We start from the raw sequence: 21,109 nt of genomic DNA on the forward strand, positions 1-21,109 counted from the left end.
TGAACACAACAAGCTGTGTTGCAAATCTTTATGCGCCTCCCTATAGGCGCTTTTTTTTTGCCTATCCCTCAAAGCGTCTTCCGATTACAGATTGCTCTCATTGCCCCACAAAGTGATGAATGTCACAAATACGCCTCCTTGCCATTCTTATTCGGAGGTAACGTTCATGGCCACAGGATCCCTTGCCCTCCTGGCCGTCTTGGCCGGCATTACGGGCTTCGCCCTCTACAAACATTTAAAATCTCAGAAAAAAAGCACACTCGTCCGCCCGCACGATCGGTAACCGACAGCGCGCTTTCACCGCGAAGGCCCGGCACATCGCGCGCCGCGCCTTCGCGGGCTGTCATGCTTTCATCACAAAATTGTCACATTATGGCCATATGATGATTCGCGTTTATCCGCTCTGGCTTAACACCAAGGATTTCGCCCATGACCATAATTAAAGCTGCAAACCATCAGGAAGCAGAAAAACTCATCCGCGCCGGCACCGCCAAGAAAATCGAACTGGCTTACGATATCGGCAGCGACGACTTCTTCCAGCTTGCCAGCCTGTGGTGCGATAAAGGCGCCAAAATCTCCAAAGGAAAAGAACACTTCATCGTCTCGTTAAAAGGGTTCCGCATCCCGCCTAACGATTAATGCCCTGCCGCCCATCGCGGCGGCTTCGCCTCTTCCTCGCAAAACCGCTCTATTCAACCACGCGCGCCTCATTCGATTTCGCTAAGCTAACAGCAGACTTTATTGCGGACATTTCGCCTGATAACCACGTCCGCCACGATGAGGAGAGTAACCATGTCAACAAATGCAGCGCTGCCCGGCACGATGAAAGCGATTGAAATCAGCCAACCGGGCGCTCCCGACGTTCTGGTCGTTACCGAACGCCCGGTGCCCGCTCCGCAAGCGGGCGAACTGCTGGTGAAAATCGCCGCCGCCGGCGTTAACCGCCCCGACGTACTGCAGCGCCAGGGGAACTATGCGCCACCGCCCGGCGCCTCGGATATCCCCGGCCTGGAAATTGCCGGCGAAGTGGTGGCCATCGGTGAAGGCGTGACCCACTTCGCGCTCGGCGATCGGGTTTGCGCCCTTATCGCCGGCGGTGGCTATGCGGAATACTGCACCGTGCATGAAAGCAATGCGTTGCCGGTGCCGGCGGGGCTGAGCCTGACCGAGGCCGCCGCGCTGCCGGAAACCTTCTTTACCGTCTGGGTCAACGTGTTCCAGCGCGGTCATCTCAAAGCCGGCGAAACCGTGTTGATCCATGGCGGCACCTCCGGTATCGGCACGGTCGCCACCATGCTGGCGAAGGCCTTCTGCGCCCAGGTGATCACCACCGTCGGCTCAGAAGAGAAACGTCAGGCCAGCCTGGCGCTGGGCGCCGACGTGGCGATTAATTACCGCAGCGAAGACTTTGTCGCACGCACCAAAGACGCCACCAACGGTAAAGGCGCCGACGTCATCGTCGACCTGATCGCCGGCGATTATGTCGCCAAAAACTATCAGGCCGCAGCGATGGAAGGCCGCATCGTACAAATCGGCACGCAAAACGGCGTGGTGAAAGAGCTCAATCTGATGCCGCTGCTGTTGAAACGCCTGACCCATACCGGGTCGACGCTACGCTCGCGCAGCGTGGCGGACAAAGCGCAGATTGCCGCCGATCTGCGCGAAAAGGTTTGGCCGCTGCTGGAACGCGGCGTGCTGAAACCGCAAATTTTTAAAACCTTCCCGCTTGAGCAAGCCGCCGCCGCGCATACGCTGATGGAGTCCAGCGAGCACATCGGCAAGATCATGCTGACGTTCTGAGCCCATTCCCCGCGGCCGGTGCTGCGGGGAAACCAATGCCACGTTCAGGGAATGATGCCGCGGCGGCGGAACTCATCGAACAGTGAGAAAAACATGGCTTCGGTTTCGACAAACTGGTGGAAACCGAAGCGCCGCGCCTTGCTGCCATCCGCGAACATGTCATAGTCCCAGGAAAAGACGAAATCGGCGAAACGCCAGCCGGCCACCGCGCGATAGTCCGGTTCGGCCAATTGGTGCCGCTGCGCCAGCTCCCGCCACAGCGACGCTTTGTCCGTCATCATGATCTCCAGCGACATCGGCAGCGGCGGCGCGCATTCCAGCCCAAAGTAAGCGGCGATTTTCGGCCACATCTCGCTCCAGCGAAACAGATCGCCGTTGTTGATATTAAACGCCTGATTGGCCGCCGCAGGTTCGGTCGCCGCCCACAGCGTGGCGCGCGCCAACAGCCCGGCGTCGGTCATTTCCAGCAGGCTGTGGTAAGCGCCCGGTTTACCCGGGAAGCGCAACGGCAGCCCGAGCGCTTTGCTGATCGACGCGTAAACCGCGATGCTTAACGCCAGATTCATCGGGTTGCCGAGGGAGAAGCCCCCCACCACGCTTGGACGGATGGCGCTCCAACGCCAGCGTTTGCCGGCCTGCCGCTGCGCCAGATACTGCTGCTGCGCCACGTTAAACTCCGGCGGCATATGCCCGGCATCGCTTTCGCGCGCCGGCGTTTTAAACGGCCCCAAATGCGCGCCATACACCTTATAACCCTGCATCAAACTGATGTGCTCCAACGCCGGCGCGATCGGCTCCAGCCCTTCGACAACGTGTTGCAACATCTGCAGGTTCGGCGCCACCAGCCCCGCCCAGTCCGGCGCATCCTGATAGGCGGCATAGAAAACGTGGCTAATCGCGCTCAGCGGCCGCAGCGCGTCGCGCGTCGCCGCCGCATCCAGCAGATCAACCTGAAGGTGGCGCACCCCCGACGCCGATTGTCCCCCCCGGCGCGAGACGCCCACCACTTGCCAGCCCTGGCCGGTCAGCTCCTCAATCAATCGGCGCCCAATCACGCCATTGGCGCCGATCACCAATGCCTGTCGCTTTGTATTCATCTTGCCACTCCTCAGGTTGTCGATACCCTGAGTGTCATTGATTAGTAATGCTTGCGGTAGAAGAGTGTTTACACTAACACTTATAAGAAAAATCTAGAGGCAAGATCGACATGGATAAGCTGAACGCAATGAAAACCTTTATGCGGGTGGCGGAGCTGGGCAGCCTGTCGGCCGCCGCTCGCGATCTGCGTTTGACGCAGCCGGCGGTCAGTCAGCAAATCGCCGGCCTGGAGCAGCAACTGAGGGCACAACTGCTGTTTCGCAGCACCCGGGCGGTCACCCTGACCGATGCCGGCAGCAGTTATTATCAGCGCCTCAAACCGATTCTGGCGGCGGTCGACGAAGCGGAAGAATCGCTGCACGGCCAGCACCACCAGTTACAGGGCAATCTGCGCATTCATGCCCCGACCGGGTTCGGGCAGTTGCACGTCACGCCGCTGGCCATCGCTTTCCAGCAACGTCATCCGAACCTCGCCATCGAGCTGCTGCTGGACGATCGTCGCGCCGACGTGATCGGCGAAGGCATCGACGTGGCGCTGCGTTTCGGTGAACTGCATGCGCCCGGCATGGTGGCTAAACGTTTGGGCGAGCTGCAACGCCTGCTGGTGGCGTCACCGGCCTACCTGGCCAAGTATGGCGCTCCACGTTCGCCGGCGGAGCTGGCTAAACATGCGCACATTCGTTACAGCGGTTTGAACGACGGCGATACGCTCACTCTGTTCGGGCCGCACGGCCCCGAGATGGTTGCAGTGCGGCCCACGTTCCGCGCCAACAATACGCTATCGCTGCTGGCCGCCATTGAGGCTGGAGCCGGTATCGGCGGCGCCCAACGGCCGTTAATCGCCGAGCAGCTGGCGACGGGGGCGCTGGTGCCCGTTTTGCCGGAATACCGCTACCCGCCCATGGCGCTGCACGCGGTCTACCCCGCTTTACGTTTTATTCCGGAGAAAGTGCGCGCCTGGGTGGCGCATCTGCAGCAGGCGTTGACGGCGATCGAGGGAATTAACGGAGTGAATGCTCCCGGCCAGACGCCGGGAGCCTAATCATTATTTGAACAGTTTACCGACCATATCGCCCAGCTCGTTGCTGTCTTGCTGCACTTCACCGTTTGGTGAGGCGGCATCCGCGACCGTTGGCAAGAACTGTGCAATGGTGCTGGACGCCTGTGCAGGATCGATGCCCAGCTTTTCAGCCAGTTGGTTGATGGCGTCGCTACCCAACGCCTGCTGCACATGGTCGCCGGTAATCGGCTGATTTTCGCCATTGCCGAGCCAGGAACCGACGATATCGCCGAACTGCCCCTGACGGAACTTGTCCAAAATGGCCTGCAGGCCGCCTTGTTGCTCGACCCACTGCATAATGGCGATGTAGTCGATACCTTTACCACCGTTGGCGCCGCCGCCCAGAATGTTACCCAATACGCTATCGAACAGACCCATGATATTCCCCTTTCAGCGGGTACGGCCCGCGCCGCACCGCCGGATTGATTTCACGAAAAAGGGCCGCCGCGGCGACCCTGTTGAGCAACGGCTGCTTAGCCTTTGATCTTCCTGTAGACAAAAAGCACCACCAGGGCACCGATGACCGCCACCACAAAGCTGCCCAGGTTAAAACCGTCAACGCGGCCCATACCGAAGAAGGTGCTGATATAGCCGCCGACGACGGCGCCCACGATCCCCAATATAACGGTCACAATAAAGCCGCCGCCGTCTTTGCCCGGCATAATCCACTTGGCCAGGATACCGGCGATTAAACCAAAAATGATCCAGGAAATGATGCCCATCTTTACTCTCCCTATTACCTTTTGCCTAACAGAAATCCTATTACCAGGCCCACGACGGCGCCGGCGCCTATCCCCGCCCAAGGGTTATCCTTGAGGCAGGCACATGATTGCTCGAGCGCTGCTTTTACACCGCTGCTCACTTCGCAGGCGGTGGTTTTCACGTAGTCGCTCGGTTGCTCAACACCGTTTAGATCGTCATTTTCATATGACATGTCAAATCCTTACAGACCAACCCTCTGAGAATTTCGTCACATGTTTCGCGCCAGGCGCCATCCGCTCCGCGATCTTGCTCTGGGCAATCTGCCCGCTGCCGCTCAATGCGGAGGCTTCCGGCGGCAAACGCACAACTTCACACTATGACTATAGTAAAAAATCAGCGGTTTACCTATTTCCGTCCGTCTGAATTTCACCATACAAAAAACGATCTGATTTCATCCCGCTGTCATCTTGCAAGGCTAAACTTTAAACATATCCTCCGGGAGGAAACGCCGATGTTCAATGCACCTTTTGTCCTGATCCTCGCGCTACTGTACGCACTGGCCGCCGCTTGGGACGGTTCCGTAGCGTTACTGTTTCATTAAGGTTACATAGCCGTTGTCACTTTTGCGATGCGCTTAATTGTGTCTTTATTTTTCAATTTCGCCAGCCAATTGAAATAGCGGAAAATATCCCCTCATCCCTCGGTAAAAATCCTATTTCGCTTCGTTTTTCGCCTGCGTTTAAATAAAGCGTAAAAAAAAGCATTAATGGAAAATCCTGTTTAGCACAAAATATTCTATCATCTTCCTCATGACAATTTGGGTTAAGGTCCCATTGGCAAAGAAAAGGAATAACAGGAAAAATGCTTTCTAACCAACGCTTTGAGCGCGAATTCTTGCGCCCTCGTTATTGGTTGTTGTGGATAGGACTGGGAATACTCTATCTCTTGGTATTACTGCCCTACCCGCTCATTTATCGGCTCGGACACGGCCTTGGCAGAATAGCCATGCGCCTAATGAAACGCCGGGTAAAAATAGCGCGCCGCAATTTAGAACTCTGCTTCCCCGCAATGCCCGCCGCCGAGCGCGAGGCGCTGATCGTCAAAAATTTTGAGTCCGTCGGCATGGGCCTGTTCGAAGTCGGCATGGCCTGGTTCTGGCCCGACTGGCGCATCGCCCGCTGGTTCAAGGTGAGCGGCATGGAAAACATGCGGCTGGCGCGTCAGGACGGCAAAGGCGTTCTGCTGATCGGTCTGCATTTCCTGACGCTGGAACTGGGCGCGCGCATTTTCGGCATGCAAAACCCCGGCATCGGTGTGCATCGCCCGCACAACAACAAGCTGATGGAATGGGTACAGACCCGCGGCCGGCTGCGCTCGAATAAATTCATGATCGATCGTAAAGATATCAAAGGCATGATCCGCAACCTGAAACAGGGCGAAATCCTGTGGTACGCGCCGGATCACGATTATGGGCCGCAAAGTAGCGTATTCACACCGTTCTTCGCCGTGGAAAATGCCGCCACGACCACCGGCACCTTTATTCTGGCGCGCATGGGGCGGCCGTCGATCGTGCCTTTCGTGCCGCGCCGCCTGCCAAATGCTCAGGGCTATGAGCTGATCGTGCAGCCGCCGTTGACGGACTTCCCGCTGGATGATGAAACGCGCGCGGCGGCCAAGATGAACCGCGTGGTGGAAGAACAAGTGCTGCTGGCCCCCGACCAATACATGTGGCTGCACCGCCGCTTTAAAACCCGCCCACCCGGCGAACCGTCGCTGTATTGACCCCTTCGCGCCTTTGCCCGTCACACCGCCGGCGAAGGCGCGCTCACCTCGCACAAGCATTCTGCGCCAGGGGAACTACACTAGTAAGTCACCGACGGCAATTATTGCCGCCAGCAATCATTTCGTCCGCCCGAGAGCCGGTCGTTGCCTGTCGGGCCATAATCGAGGTCAATGTCATGCTGGTACAACCCTATCTGTTTTTCAGCGGTAACTGTGAGCAAGCGATTAACTTCTACGTACAGCAGTTGAATGCCAAAGTTGAAATGGTCATGCGCTTTAAAGACATGCCCGAAGAAGCCCGGCAAGGCGGACCGCAGGACGTCAATCCGGAAGCGATAATGCATGCGCGCCTGCTGATCGGCGACGGCGTGCTGATGGCCTCCGACGGCTGTCCGCAAGATGACAGCGGCGGTGCTTCTCACAAAGGTTTCTCGCTGTCGCTGAACCCCAGCGATGCGGAACAAGGACGCAAACTGTTCGACAATCTGGCGCAGGGCGGCCAGGTGACGATGCCTTACCAAGCCACCTTCTGGGCCAAAGGTTTTGGCATGCTGACCGACAAATTCGGCGTCAACTGGATGATCAACGTCGAATAACCCCGCATGGCGCCGCTAGCCATAGCGGTGCCAGTCATACGCCGCCTTGGCGAACAGCACGAACAGCAGCGCCAACAGCGCCAATCCCAACCGCCAATAGGGCGATCGGCGGCGGCGCCAGGCGAAGTACATCATCACCGCCAGCGTTCCCAGCGTAAGGGGGTAATACACCGCCAGCGTCAGTAAAGCGATAATGATGTAATCAGACATGGCTCTTTCACTCCGAGGTGTTCACACCGCCGCTGATGCGGGCAGCGATCGACCTTTCGCCTTATCGCCTCGTTAAAGGCTAGAGGTCTGACGCATTTATGCATAAAATATAAGATTGCTCTTAACTCAAACTGAATAGTAATCAAACAACAAGGGTGACATGACTCAGCAGCAACCCATACAGGATGCCGTGCCGGCGCGCAGCGTTAAAAGCTCCCCATTATTATTTCAGGCCGGCGTGTTTGTCATCATCGTTGCCGCCACGCTGATCCTCTTTAACAGCTGGCAAATCTGGAACGCACACCAGCGCGATCTGCGCAGCGCCGAGCATGAATCCGCCAACCTCGCCCGCTCGCTGGCGCAGCATGCCGACGATACTTTCATGCAGGTGGACGGCAATCTGCTCGATCTGACCGAACGTCTCCAGAACGACGGACTGGGGCCATCGCAATTGACCCGGCTGCAGCGGGTGATGCAAACGCAGGTCGGCAACCTGCCGCAGCTGCATGGGCTGTTTCTCTACGATGCGCGCGGCCGCTGGCTGGCGACCTCCTCGGGCAAGTTCATCAAGAACGCCAACAACGCCGATCGCGAGTACTTCATATACCATCAAAACCGCGACGACGGCGGCCTGTACATCGGCAAGGTGATCCGCAGCCGCACCACCGGCGATCTGATCATTCCCGTTTCGCGGCGTTTCAACAACCCGGACGGCAGCTTTGGCGGCGTGGTGCTGGCGACGCTGTACATCGATTATTTCCGCCAGTTTTACGATAGCTTCGCCCTCAACACCGACGCCTCACTGAATCTGCTGCTGGCGGACGGCACCATCCTTTACCGCCGCCCTTACTCGGCGGCGTCGATCGGTAAAAACATCGCCAAGGGTGTGCTGTTCAGCGAAATTTTGCCGCATTCGGAATTCGGTAACGCCACCATCACCTCGCTGTACGACAAAGTAGAGCGCATCTACGGCTATTCGCGGGTCAACCGCTTTCCGCTGGTGATCGCCGCCGGGCTGTCGAAACGCGACGCGTTGGCGGACTGGCGCACCGACGCCGGCCTGTTCGCCGTCGGCGGCCTCTCGCTGCTGATGATCCTGTTGGCGATGGGCATGGTGCTGCTGCGGCAAATCAAGCACAGCATGCAAACCGAAGCCGAGCTGATGCGCACCCGCGATCAGCTGACCAGCATCAACCAGATGCTCGAAGAGCTGGCGCTGCTGGACGGCCTGACCGGGCTGGCCAACCGCCGCCAGTTTGATATCGCGCTGAAGAACGAGCTGGCACGGGCTTCGCGCAACTACCGCAGCGTGGCGCTGCTGATGCTGGATATCGACTATTTCAAACAGTACAACGACAGCTATGGCCACGTCGCCGGTGACCAATGCCTGCAGCAGATTGGCCAAACGCTCAAAGGGTTGGCGTGCCGCAGCAACGACGTTCTGGCGCGTTACGGCGGCGAAGAGATGGGGATCATCCTGCCGGATACCGACGTCCAGGGCGCACTGATTTTCGCCGAACGCGTCATCAACGCGGTGCGCGATCTGAAAATTCCGCATCAGGGTAATCCGCACGGCATCGTCACCATCAGCATCGGTATCTGCGCCAAAGTGCCACATATGTATAACGATACGCCGATCAGCTTTATCAATGAGGCGGACAGTGCGTTGTATCAGGCCAAGAAAAAAGGCAAAAACTGCATTTACGGCGCTTAATCATTAATCGGGCCACCAAATTTTGGCGGCCCGATTTATTACCAACCAAAATGAAATAATTCCTCTCCGCAACATTATTTTCCCGGGTTACCCTGCGCTCTGAATAAAATAACGCCAATAATAAGCGTAATATTTATTTCCATTAAAATTCAACAAGATAAAAAATCACCATTCCGCAGACAATTCGTGCCATTTTTGATTATTCGTGCCTACGCGCAGCCCCGTTTAGCCCTCGTTTACTTTTCATTGGTATTGCCGGTGATATCCTTATCAGGACTATTCTCTATATCAGGAAGCCATCGCACGCTTCGGCGCACTGCGCCCTGCTGATACATCCATAATAGAACCCACAAATTTCACGTTGCAATTGAGCGGCCTGCTGACGCCGCTCCAGCCAGCCACTGCGCAAGCCAGTGCAGCCAATCACGCGGCAACCTGAAAGACGGGAATAAAGCGATATAGATTTGCGAGGAGATCTCATGCCTACTGGCGATATTATGCGTGAACAGGCCGTCCTGACGCTGCCGTTGCGACAATGGGCGGCAGCGGAAGCATCCAGCGCGGTCAGCGAACTGGAACAGGGCAAGGTACTGTTTCTGCCCGAACTGGCCTTCACCCTGTCTGAACAGGAAATGCCGCTGCTGGATCCAACGCTGGTCGATCCGAAGCGCAAAAACATCAGCTATCAACCGCTGTCCGGCAAACTGAGCGGCGTCGCCGTCGCGGAACGCCGTCAACAGGTTCAGCAACTGCTGGAGCGCTATTATCAATCTTGCCGCCAGCTGATCGCCGGGCTGCTGCCCGAGTATCAGGAGGCGCTGCACCACCCGACCGGCAGCCTGCGTTTGCACCCGGTTTCCGCCTGGCGGGCGACCAGTTCCTGGCGCAAAGACGACAGCCGCCTGCACGTTGACGCTTTCCCGTCGCGCCCGAACTACGGCGAACGCATTCTGCGCATTTTCACCAACATCAACCCGCACGGCGAGCATCGCCAATGGCGCGTCGGCGAGCCGTTCCCTGAGCTGGCGGCACGCTTTATGCCGCGCCTCGCACGCTACTCCGCCCTCAGCAGTTGGCTGCAGCATCAGGTGCGCATCACCAAGACCCGCCGCAGCCATTATGACCACCTGATGCTGCAGTTGCATGACGCCATGAAGGCCGACGGCGATTATCAGCAACGGGGTCCGCAGCTGGCGCTGGAATTCCCACCGGGCAGCAGCTGGATTTGCTTCTCGGATCAAACGCCGCACGCCGCAATGGGCGGCCAGTTTATGCTGGAACAGACCTTCCTGTTGCCGGTGAACAAGATGCAGGATCCGCAGCGTTCGCCGCTGAAAGTGCTGGAACAGCTGCGCGGGCAGCCGCTGATCTGAATGGCTCGCCGCCGCCGGGATGCCGGCGGCGGCGAAACGCGCATTATGCCTCGAAGTCCCCTTGCTGGCGCGCCACCAGCGTCAGAATGCTGTACAGCGCCACCGGTTGCTGTTCCTGATTCAACACCTGAACATCCCACACCACCACGCCGTGCGGCCGATCTTCGGCGGTTTTTTGCGGCTTGCGGATTTTCTTTTTGCAAGTCAGCCGCACCTGAATGGTGTCGCCGATCTTCACTGGTTCGATAAAGCGCAGATTCTCCATGCCATAGTTGGCGATCACCGGCCCGACGGCGGCGTCGACAAACAGCCCGGCCGCAGCGGACACCACAAAGTAACCGTGCGCCACCCGCTCGCCGAACAGCGAATCGGCAGCGCCGATCTTGTCCATGTGCGCGTAAAAGTGGTCGCCGCTCAGGCAGGCGAAGTTGACGATATCCGCTTCAGTCACGGTACGGCGCGCGGTCAACAGGCTGTCGCCCAGCTGCAGCTGCTCGAAGTATTTCCGGAACGGGTGCACCGGATGTTCGGCGACCGGCGCGCCGCGCACCCATTCGCCGCCGATGGCCGCCAGCATCGCCGGGCTGCCCTGGATCGCCGTGCGCTGCATATAGTGCTTCACCGCGCGCAGTCCACCCAGCTCTTCACCGCCGCCGGCGCGCCCCGGGCCGCCGTGCACCAGCATCGGCAGCGGCGAACCGTGGCCGGTGGATTCCGCCGCCGCCTGTTCATCCAAAATCAACATGCGGCCATGGGCGCACGCCGCCGCGCGAATGAAGCGCTTGGCCACCGCCGGATCGGCGGTCACCAGCGATCCCGCCAGGCTGCCCTGCCCCAGCAACGCCAACGCGATCGCCTGCTCGGTATCCGCATACGGCATCAGCGTCGCCACCGGGCCGAAGGCCTCAGTGCCGTGTACCGCCTGATGGGTGAACGGATCGGCGCAATACAGCAGGGTCGGCGGATAAAACGCCCCGCCGCGCGCGCTGTCGCCCATCACTTCCAGCTTATCCAACGACGCGCCGCACAGCGGTTCGCAGCCGTTGCGCAGCAGGAACTCCACCTTGCTTTGCACATCATCACGCTGCTCGTGGCTGACCAGCGCCCCCATGCGCACCTGCTCCAACTGCGGGTCGCCCACCGTCACCCCCGCCAGACGCTGCAACAAGGCCTGACGCACCGCCGCCACCTGCGCCGCCGGCACGATGATGCGGCGGATCGCGGTGCACTTCTGCCCCGCCTTGGCGGTCATTTCACGGCACACTTCTTTGATAAACAGCGCAAACTCCGGCATCTCCGGCGTCACGTCTTCCGCCAGCACGCAGCAGTTGAGCGAATCCGCCTCCATGGTGAACGCGATCGATTTCTCCAACAGGCGCGGATGCGCCCGCAGCCGCTGCCCGGTCTGCGCCGAACCGGTGAACGTTACCGCATCCTGATAATCCAGGTGCGCAAACATGTCGCCGACGCCGCCGCATACCAACTGCAGCGCGCCTTCCGGCACCAGCCCGCTGTCGACGATCAGCCTGACCATCGCCTGCGTCAGCTGCGCGGTGGCGGTGGCCGGTTTGATGATGGCCGGCATGCCCGCCAGCCAGGTCGGCGCCAGTTTTTCCAGCATGCCCCAGCAAGGGAAGTTGAAGGCGTTGATATGCAGCGCCACGCCGGGGCGCGAGGTCAATACGTGGCGGGCGGCGAACTGCGCCTGCTTCGACAGCGGGATCAGCTCATCTTCCGGCCACAGCGTATCGTCCGGCAGATCGCGGCCGGCCATGCCGGCATAGGCGAACAGCGTGGCGATGCCGCCTTCGATATCGACCCAGCCGTCGCTGCGCGTCGCCCCGGTTTGATAGGAAATCTGATACAGCGTCTCTTTATGCGCCAGCAGGTGTTTCGCCACCGCTTTCAGCATCTGGGCGCGCTGCTGGAACGTCATGTGCGCCAGCGCCGGGCCGCCGTGGCTGCGGGCATAGCTCAGGCTCGCCGCTAACGGCAGGCCGTCGGAGCAAACCTGGTACAGCGCTTCGCCGGTTACGGCGTGACGGATCTCGCGCGCCTCTCCCTGCCCGTACACCCAGGCGCCAGAAAGATAACTGTGTAACTGCTGCATGTGCCCTCCGGAATTCATAAATTTTCACCATACAGCTTAATTACGTATCACATAAATGCCAGTCAACGCCAAACTCAATTTTAACAAAAAGAGAACAAGAAGCGCTTTCAAGCCGTTCCCTCTGGCATTAATACGGAGTCACCTCTTAAATTTATCAATTAGAATCATAAAATTAACAAAAACACTTGTGAGTGCGCTCGCAAAACCACATAAATCTCGTTTGATCTTTTTGTTATCAGTTTGTAGCCTTATGGTTAGTTAAAGTGATTCACATTTTTATATTTAATGTGAAAAATACGAATCACCAAGAGGCAAGCATGACAACTGACGCACAGTATCAGCAGCATTTCGACGACAAGATCGCGGCGGATATCGCCATTGAGGCTAAAGACTGGATGCCGGACGCCTATCGTCAGAACCTGATTCGGCAGATCGGCCAACACGCCCACTCGGAAGTCATCGGCATGCTGCCGGAAGCCAACTGGCTGACGCGTGCCCCCACGCTGCGCCGCAAGGCGGTGCTGCTGGCCAAAGTGCAGGATGAGGCCGGCCACGGTCTGTACCTCTACAGCGCCGCCGAGACCCTCGGCTGTTCGCGCCAGGACATCTACCAAAAGATGCTCGACGGCAAGATGAAATACTCCTCTATCTTCAATTACCCCACGCTCAACTGGGCGGATATCGGCGTGATCGGCTGGCTGGTCGACGGCGCCGCCATCGTCAACCAGGTGGCGCTGTGCCGCGCGTCCTACGGCCCCTATGCGCGGGCGATGGTGAAGATCTGCAAAGAGGAGAGCTTCCACCAGCGCCAGGGCTACGAGGCGGTAATGGCGATGGCCAACGGCAGCGACACGCAGCGCGCCATGCTGCAGGACGCCATCGATCGCTTCTGGTGGCCGGTGCTGATGATGTTCGGCCCGAGCGACGCCGACTCCCCCCACAGCGCCCAGAGCATGGCGTGGAAAATCAAACGCCACAGCAACGATGAGCTGCGGCAGAAGTTCGTCGACAACACCGTACCGCAGCTGGAAGCGCTGGGCATGACGGCGCCGGATCCGGATCTGCACTGGGATGCCGCTGCCGGCCACTATCGCTTCGGCGAGATCGACTGGAGCGAGCTGCATGAGGTGATCAAAGGGCGTGGCCAATGCAACCACGAACGCCTGCAGGCCAAACGCCGCGCCTGGGAAGACGGCGCCTGGGTGCGTGACGGCGCCATGGCCCACGCCGCGAAAAACGCCGCTTCCGCCGCATAGCCAACATAAGGAACCGAGATCATGAGCCACGTTGAATGGCCGCTGTATGAAGTGTTTATCCGCAGCAAACAAGGGCTGGCGCATCGCCACGTTGGCAGCCTGCACGCCGCCGACGACCAAATGGCGCTGGAAAACGCCCGCGACGCCTACACGCGCCGTAATGAAGGCTGCTCGATTTGGGTGGTGCAATCGCGCCATCTGATCGCCTCGCAGCCGGAAGATCGCGGCGCGTTCTTCGATCCGTCCGAAGACAAGATCTACCGTCATCCGACGTTTTACACCATTCCCGACGGCATCAAGAACATGTAGAGGCGACCATGACGGTTAACGATCCGCGCATCAGCTATTTGCTTCGCCAGGGCGACACGCCTCTGATCCTCGCCCAGCGCCTGTGCGCCTGGTGCGGCCACGCGCCCGAGCTGGAGATCGATCTGGCGTTGGCCAACATCGGGCTCGATCTGCTCGGCCAGGCGCGCCACTTCCTGGGCTACGCCGCCGAACTGGCCGGGCCGCCCTGCAGCGAAGACAGCCTGGCCTTCGGACGCGACGAACGCCAGTTTCATAACCTGCTGCTGGCGGAACAGCCGAACGGCGGTTTCAACGACACGTTGGTGCGCCAGTTCCTGCTCGACGTCTACCACGTGCAGCTGCACCAGGCGTTGAGCCGCAGCGGCGATGCGCAGATCGCCGCCATCGCCGCCAAGTCGTTGAAGGAGGCCGATTACCACCTGCGCTTCAGCCGCGGCTGGATGATCCGCCTCGGTGACGGCAACGACATCAGCCACCGCAAGATCCAGCAGTCGCTGGATAACCTGTGGCGCTTCACCGCCGAGCTGTTCCACGCCGACGCGCTGGAGCTTGAGCTTGCGGAACAGGGCATCGCCGTCGATCCGCGCGAGCTGCAGGCTCCCTGGCAAGCGCAGGTGGAAGAGACGCTGCGCCAGGCGACATTGACGCTGCCCGCCGAGCAGGCGTTCCGGCACGGCGGCAAACAAGGCCGACACAGTGAACACCTCGGCCCGCTGCTGGCGGAGATGCAGTTCCTGCAACGCGCCTATCCAAACGGCCAATGGTAGGAGGCCGCGATGAACGTCACTCGTTTGCAACCCGCTGAAATCCCGCAGATTTGGCACTGTCTGCAACAGATCAGCGATCCCGAGCTGCCGGTGCTGTCGATCACCGATTTGGGCATGGTGCGCGACGTGGCGCGCGACGGCAACGGCTGGCGCGTGACCTTCACCCCCACCTACTCCGGCTGCCCGGCCACCGAATTTCTGCTCAACGCCATCGAGCAGCGGCTGACGGCCGCCGGCTTCAGCCCGGTGCAGGTGGACATTCGCCTCAGCCCGGCCTGGACCACCGACTGGATGAACGCCGACGCCCGCGAACGGCTGCGGCAATACGGCGTAGCGCCGCCGCAGGGCCACACCTGCGATCGGCCGCATGCCCACGGCCCGGTAGCCTGCCCGCGCTGCGGCAGCACCCACAGCGAGAAGATCAGCGAGTTCGGCTCCACCGCCTGTAAAGCGCTGTACCGCTGCTGCGACTGCCGGGAACCGTTCGATTATTTCAAATGCATATAGGAGCGCTGACACCATGACGGTCTTTCATCGCCTGAACGTCGCCGCCATCGAGCGCGAAACGCCGGACGCCGTAGCCATCACCCTGCGGGTGCCCGAAGAGCTGCAAAACCAATACCGCTACACCCCCGGCCAGCACCTGACGCTCAAGGCGCTAGTCAACGGCGAAGAGCTGCGGCGTTGCTATTCCATCTGCAGTTCGCCGCAGGAAGGCCTGCTGCAGATCGGCGTGAAAGCGATTGATCAGGGCCGTTTCTCCGGCTTCGTCAACCGCATGCTGAAAGTCGGCGATGCGCTGGAAGTGATGGTGCCGCAGGGGCGCTTCGGCTATCAGCCGCAGGCGGAGCGCCGCGGCAACTATCTGGCGATCGCCGCCGGCTCCGGCATCACGCCGATGCTGTCGATCATCAAGGCGACGCTGCAGCTTGAGCCGGGCAGCAGCTTCACCCTGATCTACGGCAACCGCAACAGCCGTTCAATGATGTTCAAAGAGGCGCTGTCGGATCTGAAAAACCGCTATCCGCAGCGTTTTCAGCCGCTGTACCTGTTCAGCCAGGAGAGTCTCGACAGCCCGCTGCTCAGCGGCCGCATCGACCGCGAACGCCTGGCGGCGATCGGCGGCGCGCTGCTGGATTTCCGCGACTATGACCACGCCTTCATCTGCGGGCCGGAATCGATGATGGACGACGCGCAGACCGTGCTGGAACAGGCCGGCGTACCGGCCAATCACATCCACAGCGAACGTTTCAACACCAGCGGCCTGGTCGCCCGCCCGCGCCACAGCGGCGATCGCAATGCCACCCGGGTGGCGATCCTGCTCGACGGCCGCCGGTTGGATATCGAGGTCGGCGAACAGGACGACAGCATTCTCGATGCCGCGCTGCGCCAGGGCGCCGACCTGCCCTACGCCTGCAAAGGCGGCGTATGCGCCACCTGCAAATGCCGTCTGAAGGCCGGCCAGGTGGAGATGGGCGTCAACTACAGCCTGGAGCCGGATCAGTTGGCGGCGGGCTATGTATTGAGCTGCCAGTCGTGGCCGAAAGGCGACGGCGTGGTATTGGACTTCGACGTCTAGGAGCCGCGATGGATACCCCCTTTATTTTGCGCCAGCAGCAGCACCGCGTGGTCACGCTGACGCTGTACCGCCCGGAGGCGCGCAATGCCCTGAGCACCCCTTGCCTGGAGCAGCTGGTGTTTCTGCTGGATCAGGCCGATGCCGACAGCGGCGTGGGTGCCGTGGTGATCGCCGGCGCGGCGCGTTTCTTTGCCGCCGGGGCCGATCTGCACGAGCTGCAACGGCAGGATCTGCCGGCCGCGCTGGCGGATCGCCGTCCGCAGCTGTGGCAGCGGCTGTCGCAGTTCAGCAAGCCGCTGCTGGCGGCGGTGAACGGTTATGCCCTGGGCGCCGGCTGCGAGCTGGCGCTGGCCTGCGACATCGTCATCGGCGGTGAAAGCGCCCGCTTCGGCCTGCCGGAGATCACCCTTGGTCTGATGCCGGGCGCCGGAGGCACTCAACGCCTGATCCGCTGCGTCGGCAAATCGCGCGCCAGCCAGATGGTGCTGACCGGCGAAGCCATCGACGCCCGCATCGCGCTGCAGGCCGGCCTTATCAGCGAAGTGTGTGTCGATGCCCTGACGCTGGAACGCACGCAGCAGATTGCCGATCGCATCAGCCGTCAGGCGCCGCTGGCGCTGCGCGCCGCCAAACAGGCGCTGAAACAGGCCGAGGAAATCGGCCTTAGCCAGGGGCTGGCGATGGAGCGTCAGCAGTTCGTCACCCTGGCCGCCACCGACGATCGCCGCGAAGGCATCGCCGCCTTTTTCGAAAAACGTACGCCAAACTATCAGGGGCGCTGATTTATGGATAACGCATTGATTCTCAGCCATCTCGACGCCGGCGTGTTGACGCTGACCCTCAACCGGCCGGATCGGCTCAACAGCTTTAATGACGAGATGCATCGCCAGCTGGGCGAAGCGCTGACGCAGGCCGAGCGCGACGACAGCGTGCGCTGCCTGCTGATCGCCGGCGCCGGGCGCGGTTTCTGCGCCGGGCAGGATCTCAACGATCGCAACGTCAGCGCCGATCAACAGGCGCCGGATCTCGGCCTGTCGGTCGAACGTTTCTACAACCCCCTGATCCGCCGCCTGACCGCCCTGCCGAAACCGGTGGTATCCGCGGTCAACGGCGTGGCGGCCGGCGCCGGCGCCGCGCTGGCCCTGGCGTGCGATATCGTCATCGCCGCCGACAACGCCAGCTTTATTCAGTCGTTCTGCCGTTTGGGGCTAGTCCCTGATTCCGGCGGCAGCTGGTTCCTGCCGCGGCTGGCCGGCCACGCCCGCGCCATGGGCATGGCCTTGCTGGGTGACAAAATCAGCGCCCAGCAGGCGCTGGAGTGGGGCATGATCTGGCAGGTGGTATCGGCGGAGGAGTTGGCCGACCGCACGCAAACGCTGGCGCGCCATCTGGCCACCCAGCCGACTTACGGTCTGGGTCTTATCAAGAAAGCCATCTACAGCTCGGCCACCAACAGCCTCGATCAGCAGCTCGATCTGGAGCGCGATCTGCAGCGATTGGGCGGCCGCAGCGACGACTACCGCGAAGGCGTCAGCGCGTTCTTCGCCAAACGCACGCCAAACTTCAGCGGGAAATAGCCATGAACGCGCCCCTTCTTAACGGCCAGGTGGCGGTGATCGGCGCCGGCACCATGGGCATCGGCATCGCCCAGGTGGCCGCCGCCGCCGGCCACCCGGTACGGCTGTTCGACATCGCGCCCGCCGCTGCCCAGCGCGCGATAGACGAACTCGCTCGCCGCCTGCGGCAGCGGGTCGACGGCGGCAAGGCCGACGCCAACGCCACCGAGGCGCTGCTGGCGCGCCTCGAACGCGCCGACTCGCTCGAGCAACTGGCCGACTGCACGCTGGTGATTGAAGCGGTGGCGGAAAATCTGGCGATTAAGCAGAGCCTGTTCCGCGATCTGGAAGCGGTCTGCTCGCCCACGGCGCTGTTCGCCAGCAATACCTCCTCGCTGTCGATCACCGCCATCGCCGGCGCCTTGCAACACCCGGCGCGCATGGCCGGGCTGCACTTCTTCAACCCGGCGCCACTGATGAAGCTGGTGGAGATCGTCAGCGGTCTGGAGACCGGGGCAGAGACCCTCGCGGCGCTGCAGGCCCTGGCGCAGCGCTGGGGTAAGCAAAGCGTCGTGTGCCGTTCAACGCCGGGATTCATCGTCAACCGCGTGGCGCGGCCGTTCTACGCCGAAACCCTGCGCGCGCTGGAGGAACGGGTGGCCGACGCCGCCACCCTGGATGCAGTCATGCGCGATGCCGGCGGCTTCGCCATGGGCCCGCTGCAGTTGACCGATCTGATCGGCCAGGACGTCAATTACGCCGTGACCGACTCGGTGTATCAGGCCTTCTACCAGGATCCGCGCTTCACCCCCTCTCTGGTGCAGCAGGAGTTGGTGGCCGCCGGACATCTCGGCCGCAAATCCGGCCGCGGCTTCTACCGCTACGACGCGCAACGCCCCGCCGCAGGGATGATCGCCTTTGCGCCGCCGGCGCAGGCCGCGCCGCCGCAACGCGTCACGCTGCACGGCGACTGGTCTTCGCTGGCCGATTTAGCGGAACTGTTGATCGAAAATGCGGGGGCGATCAAACAACCTGGCCAGACCAGCCCGTACCTCACGATCGACGACGTTACACTGATGTTAACCAATGGTAAAACCGCCGGCCAACTGGCCGACGAACGTGGAACGCCTGTGGTGCTGTTCGATCTCTGTGCCGACTATGCGCATGCCTCCGCCATCGCCATCAGCTGCGCGGCGCAAAACGGCGCGCAACACAATGCCAACGCGATTCGCCTGCTGCAGTCCCTCGGCAAGCAGGTCATTCAACTGCCGGATTATCCCGGCCTGCTGACGATGCGCACCCTGGCCATGCTGGCCAACGAAGCGCTCGACGTGGTGAACAAAGGCGTCGCCGGCGCCGAAGATACCGATCTGGCGATGCTGCGCGGCGTCAACTATCCGCGCGGCCCGCTGGCCTGGGGCGCCGCACTCGGCTGGCGTCACATTCTGACGACGCTGGAAAACCTGCAACGCTATTACGGCGAAGCGCGCTATCGCCCGATGCCGCTGCTGCGCCGCTACGCTTCCCCCGCCTCTTTCCCAGGAGCCGAACGATGAACGCCAATACGCCGCGCGCGCTGGCTCAGCGCTGCGCCGAACAGATGTTCCAGCAAGATACCTGCGCTCAGGCGATGGGGATGCACATCGACGCCGTCGACGCCGGGTACGCGCAGGTCAGCATGACCGTCGGCCCGCAGATGCTCAACGGCCACCAAACCTGCCACGGCGGCCAACTGTTCAGCCTGGCGGACACCGCCTTCGCCTACGCCTGCAACAGCCAGGGGTTGGCGGCGGTGGCCTCCGGCTGCAGCATCGACTTCGTCCGCCCGGCGCTGGCCGGCGATCGCCTCACCGCCAGCGCGCAGATGCGCCATCAGGGCAAAGCCACCGGGCTGTATGACGTCGAAATCGTCAATCAACAGGGCAAAACCGTCGCCTGGTTTCGCGGCCGCGCGCACCGCCTTGGCCACAGCATTTTAGGAGATCAGGCATGAATCAGGCATTTATCTGCGACGGCGTGCGCACCCCGATCGGCCGCTACGGCGGCGCGCTGGCGCAGATGCGCGCTGACGACCTCGCCGCCCTGCCGCTGCGCGTGCTGCTGGAGCGCCATCCGCAGGTGGATTGGGCACAGCTGGACGACGTGATCCTCGGCTGCGCCAACCAGGCCGGGGAAGACAACCGCAATCTGGCGCGCATGGCGCTGCTGCTGGCCGGATTGCCGGTCGGCGTTTCCGGCACCACGGTGAACCGCCTGTGCGGTTCGGGCCTGGATGCGTTGGCGATGGCGGCGCGCAGCATCAAAGCCGGCGACGCCGGGCTGCTGCTGGCCGGCGGCGCGGAGTCGATGACCCGCGCGCCGCTGGTGATGGGCAAGGCCGACAGCGCCTTCAGCCGCCAGGCGCAGCTGTACGACACCACCCTCGGCTGGCGCTTCGTCAACCCGCGCATGCAGGCCGAGTTCGGCACCGATTCGATGCCGGAGACCGCCGAAAACGTCGCGGCGCAGTTCAATATCAGCCGCGCCGATCAGGACGCCTTTGCGCTGCGCAGCCAGCAGCGCGCCGCCCGGGCGCAGGCGCTGGGCCACCTGGCGCAGGAGATAGCCCCGGTCAGCCTCACCGGTAAAAAAGGCGCGGTCACCCTGTTCAGCCAGGATGAACACCCGCGCGCCGACACCACCTTCGAGCAGCTGCAGGCGCTGAAAACCCCGTTCCGTCAGCCCGGCAGCGTCACCGCCGGCAACGCCTCGGGCCTGAACGACGGCGCGGCGGCGCTGATCGTCGCCTCCGAAGCGATGGCGGTGCGCCAGGGGCTGACGCCGCGCGCGCGCATCGTTGCCACCGCCACCTGCGGCGTGGAGCCGCGGCTGATGGGCATCGGCCCGCTGCCGGCCACCCGCAAGGTGCTGGAGATCGCCGGGCTGAGCCTGGCGCAGATGGACGTCATCGAACTGAACGAAGCGTTCGCCGCCCAGGCGTTGGCGGTGATGCGCCAGCTTGGCCTGCCGGACGATGCCCCGCAGGTTAACCCCAACGGCGGCGCGATCGCTCTGGGGCACCCACTGGGCATGAGCGGCGCGCGCCTGGCGCTGGCCGCCCTGTTTGAACTGGAACGGCGAGCCGGCCGCTACGCGCTTTGCACCATGTGCATCGGCGTGGGCCAAGGCATCGCCATGATCATTGAGCGTGTCTGACC

23 protein-coding genes are annotated in these 21,109 nt (G+C 61.5%); 17 read left to right on the forward strand and 6 right to left on the reverse strand.

The genetic code is table 11. The features are described 5' to 3' along the window. Positions 1-429 precede the first annotated feature (429 nt). The gene (locus WFM45_RS11315) at positions 430-639 is read left to right on the forward strand and encodes a hypothetical protein (RefSeq protein WP_004935132.1); all 210 of its coding nucleotides are present in this window, start codon (positions 430-432) and stop codon (positions 637-639) included. 153 nt (positions 640-792) lie between these two features. Next, positions 793-1,800 (forward strand): NAD(P)H-quinone oxidoreductase, encoded by a 1,008-nt coding sequence (locus tag WFM45_RS11320; protein ID WP_044030943.1) that lies wholly within the window; start codon positions 793-795, stop codon positions 1,798-1,800. Positions 1,801-1,844: 44 nt separating this feature from the next. Here the strand turns inward: WFM45_RS11320 and WFM45_RS11325 are convergent, their stop codons facing one another. Beyond that, complete coding sequence (locus WFM45_RS11325; protein WP_049277529.1) at positions 1,845-2,897, reverse strand: SDR family oxidoreductase; 1,053 nt, start codon at positions 2,895-2,897, stop codon at positions 1,845-1,847. Between the two features lie 110 nt (positions 2,898-3,007). Here WFM45_RS11325 and WFM45_RS11330 point away from each other — a divergent pair, with 110 nt between their 5' ends. Then, the gene (locus tag WFM45_RS11330) at positions 3,008-3,940 is read left to right on the forward strand and encodes a LysR family transcriptional regulator (RefSeq protein ID WP_033632694.1); all 933 of its coding nucleotides are present in this window, start codon (positions 3,008-3,010) and stop codon (positions 3,938-3,940) included. A gap of 3 nt (positions 3,941-3,943) precedes the next feature. Here the strand turns inward: WFM45_RS11330 and WFM45_RS11335 are convergent, their stop codons facing one another. From WFM45_RS11335 to WFM45_RS11345, 3 genes are all read right to left on the reverse strand, one after another. Continuing rightward, complete coding sequence (locus WFM45_RS11335; RefSeq protein WP_004935144.1) at positions 3,944-4,336, reverse strand: YidB family protein; 393 nt, start codon at positions 4,334-4,336, stop codon at positions 3,944-3,946. A gap of 95 nt (positions 4,337-4,431) precedes the next feature. After that, positions 4,432-4,680 carry a GlsB/YeaQ/YmgE family stress response membrane protein gene (locus WFM45_RS11340; protein WP_004935146.1) on the reverse strand — a complete coding sequence of 83 codons (249 nt, stop codon included), beginning with the start codon at positions 4,678-4,680 and terminating at the stop codon, positions 4,432-4,434. Between the two features lie 14 nt (positions 4,681-4,694). Continuing rightward, positions 4,695-4,892, reverse strand: coding sequence for a glycine zipper domain-containing protein (locus WFM45_RS11345; RefSeq protein ID WP_004935148.1), 198 nt, complete (start codon positions 4,890-4,892; stop codon positions 4,695-4,697). Between the two features lie 629 nt (positions 4,893-5,521). On the opposite strand from WFM45_RS11345, the gene WFM45_RS11350 reads away from it, so the two are divergent. Further along, positions 5,522-6,442: a Kdo(2)-lipid IV(A) acyltransferase gene (locus WFM45_RS11350; RefSeq protein ID WP_085336718.1), complete on the forward strand. Its 921-nt coding sequence runs from the start codon at positions 5,522-5,524 to the stop codon at positions 6,440-6,442. Between the two features lie 176 nt (positions 6,443-6,618). Next, on the forward strand, positions 6,619-7,038 hold the full coding sequence (gene yjdN / locus WFM45_RS11355) for a VOC family metalloprotein YjdN (RefSeq protein ID WP_004935154.1): 420 nt from the start codon (positions 6,619-6,621) through the stop codon (positions 7,036-7,038). 15 nt (positions 7,039-7,053) lie between these two features. On the opposite strand, the gene WFM45_RS11360 is transcribed toward yjdN, so the two are convergent. Beyond that, positions 7,054-7,248: a hypothetical protein gene (locus tag WFM45_RS11360; RefSeq protein ID WP_004935157.1), complete on the reverse strand. Its 195-nt coding sequence runs from the start codon at positions 7,246-7,248 to the stop codon at positions 7,054-7,056. Positions 7,249-7,408: 160 nt separating this feature from the next. On the opposite strand from WFM45_RS11360, the gene WFM45_RS11365 reads away from it, so the two are divergent. Both WFM45_RS11365 and WFM45_RS11370 read left to right on the forward strand, forming a co-directional pair. After that, entirely contained in the window at positions 7,409-8,962 is a 1,554-nt protein-coding gene (locus WFM45_RS11365) for a sensor domain-containing diguanylate cyclase (RefSeq protein ID WP_015378345.1), read from the forward strand. 479 nt (positions 8,963-9,441) lie between these two features. Further along, complete coding sequence (locus tag WFM45_RS11370) at positions 9,442-10,335, forward strand: Kdo hydroxylase family protein (protein WP_048324083.1); 894 nt, start codon at positions 9,442-9,444, stop codon at positions 10,333-10,335. A gap of 43 nt (positions 10,336-10,378) precedes the next feature. On the opposite strand, the gene paaZ is transcribed toward WFM45_RS11370, so the two are convergent. Beyond that, complete coding sequence (gene paaZ / locus WFM45_RS11375) at positions 10,379-12,445, reverse strand: phenylacetic acid degradation bifunctional protein PaaZ (protein ID WP_085336719.1); 2,067 nt, start codon at positions 12,443-12,445, stop codon at positions 10,379-10,381. A 317-nt stretch (positions 12,446-12,762) separates the two neighbouring features. On the opposite strand from paaZ, the gene paaA reads away from it, so the two are divergent. The 10 genes from paaA to pcaF are packed head-to-tail and all read left to right on the forward strand — an operon-like array spanning position 12,763 to position 21,107. After that, the gene (gene paaA / locus WFM45_RS11380; RefSeq protein ID WP_015378348.1) at positions 12,763-13,701 is read left to right on the forward strand and encodes a 1,2-phenylacetyl-CoA epoxidase subunit PaaA; all 939 of its coding nucleotides are present in this window, start codon (positions 12,763-12,765) and stop codon (positions 13,699-13,701) included. A gap of 21 nt (positions 13,702-13,722) precedes the next feature. Beyond that, a complete protein-coding gene (gene paaB, locus WFM45_RS11385; RefSeq protein WP_004935173.1) occupies positions 13,723-14,010 on the forward strand; it encodes a 1,2-phenylacetyl-CoA epoxidase subunit PaaB in 288 nt (95 codons plus the stop codon). Between the two features lie 8 nt (positions 14,011-14,018). Continuing rightward, entirely contained in the window at positions 14,019-14,777 is a 759-nt protein-coding gene (gene paaC, locus WFM45_RS11390; protein ID WP_033632688.1) for a 1,2-phenylacetyl-CoA epoxidase subunit PaaC, read from the forward strand. 9 nt (positions 14,778-14,786) lie between these two features. After that, on the forward strand, positions 14,787-15,284 hold the full coding sequence (gene paaD / locus WFM45_RS11395; RefSeq protein WP_015378350.1) for a 1,2-phenylacetyl-CoA epoxidase subunit PaaD: 498 nt from the start codon (positions 14,787-14,789) through the stop codon (positions 15,282-15,284). Positions 15,285-15,297: 13 nt separating this feature from the next. Further along, the gene (gene paaE / locus WFM45_RS11400) at positions 15,298-16,356 is read left to right on the forward strand and encodes a 1,2-phenylacetyl-CoA epoxidase subunit PaaE (protein ID WP_015378351.1); all 1,059 of its coding nucleotides are present in this window, start codon (positions 15,298-15,300) and stop codon (positions 16,354-16,356) included. Between the two features lie 8 nt (positions 16,357-16,364). Further along, positions 16,365-17,138: a 2,3-dehydroadipyl-CoA hydratase PaaF gene (gene paaF / locus WFM45_RS11405; RefSeq protein ID WP_336955604.1), complete on the forward strand. Its 774-nt coding sequence runs from the start codon at positions 16,365-16,367 to the stop codon at positions 17,136-17,138. A 3-nt stretch (positions 17,139-17,141) separates the two neighbouring features. Next, positions 17,142-17,933, forward strand: coding sequence for a 2-(1,2-epoxy-1,2-dihydrophenyl)acetyl-CoA isomerase PaaG (gene paaG, locus WFM45_RS11410; RefSeq protein WP_336955607.1), 792 nt, complete (start codon positions 17,142-17,144; stop codon positions 17,931-17,933). A 2-nt stretch (positions 17,934-17,935) separates the two neighbouring features. After that, positions 17,936-19,468, forward strand: coding sequence for a 3-hydroxyacyl-CoA dehydrogenase (locus WFM45_RS11415; RefSeq protein WP_260952733.1), 1,533 nt, complete (start codon positions 17,936-17,938; stop codon positions 19,466-19,468). Then, entirely contained in the window at positions 19,465-19,905 is a 441-nt protein-coding gene (paaI, locus tag WFM45_RS11420; RefSeq protein WP_015378355.1) for a hydroxyphenylacetyl-CoA thioesterase PaaI, read from the forward strand. The genes WFM45_RS11415 and paaI overlap by 4 nt, the downstream gene beginning before the upstream one ends. Beyond that, on the forward strand, positions 19,902-21,107 hold the full coding sequence (gene pcaF / locus WFM45_RS11425) for a 3-oxoadipyl-CoA thiolase (protein WP_336955612.1): 1,206 nt from the start codon (positions 19,902-19,904) through the stop codon (positions 21,105-21,107). The genes paaI and pcaF overlap by 4 nt, the downstream gene beginning before the upstream one ends. Positions 21,108-21,109: the final 2 nt, after the last annotated feature.

The organism is Serratia sp. KG1D (assembly GCF_037150675.1).
Classification (GTDB): Bacteria; Pseudomonadota; Gammaproteobacteria; order Enterobacterales; family Enterobacteriaceae; genus Serratia; species Serratia nematodiphila.